We start from the raw sequence: 637 nt of genomic DNA on the forward strand, positions 1-637 counted from the left end.
ACCTTGGTGTTACACAACGTGTTGACTCTAAAGCTATCCCTGCTAAAACAATGAAACAAATCAACAAAGACTATGCTGGTTACCAAATTGGCGAAGTTATTGTTTACCAGGCTAATACCGATGTAAACCCTAACATCGAAGCTACTTCATACTTCGTTGATTTGAAAAATGATGCTCACGAGGTACTTGTAAGAATAACTCAACAAGCTAACCTTGAATTTTTTCAACAAGTGAAATAATCACCCGGAAATCGCTTTAATATTAGCCGTTCAGAAATATCTGGACGGCTTTTTTGTTTTACAAATATTGTAATTCTTCCCTTTTAGCAAACAAATATGGCTGTTTACACCTTTATAAAACATCAAGTAATAAATATTAATAAGTATTATGCCAAAGACTATCATTGTATCTAACCGGCTACCTGTAAAAATTTCTAAAATTGATGACGAATATAATTTATCATCAAGCGAAGGGGGGCTTGCAACCGGTTTAGGTTCAATATACAAACAAGACGATAATGTGTGGATTGGCTGGCCGGGAGTTGAAATTGCCGAACAGCAGGATAAAGATAAGGTTACAGATCAGTTAAAAGAATTGAGTCTTATACCTGTTTTTCTTGACCAGGAAGAGATAAACC

Annotated in this window: 2 protein-coding genes; both read left to right on the forward strand. The window is 35.3% G+C overall.

Going from position 1 to position 637, the window contains the following annotated elements; translation table 11 throughout:
- Positions 1 to 239: hypothetical protein (locus tag AC1DPZ_RS28630; protein ID WP_477409928.1), on the forward strand; the 239-nt coding region annotated here is incomplete at its 5' end.
- Between the two features lie 148 nt (positions 240 to 387).
- On the forward strand, positions 388 to 637 hold a 250-nt coding region (locus AC1DPZ_RS28635; RefSeq protein WP_477409930.1), incomplete at its 3' end, for a trehalose-6-phosphate synthase.

Source organism: Mucilaginibacter sp. P4_G9, from assembly GCF_056400985.1.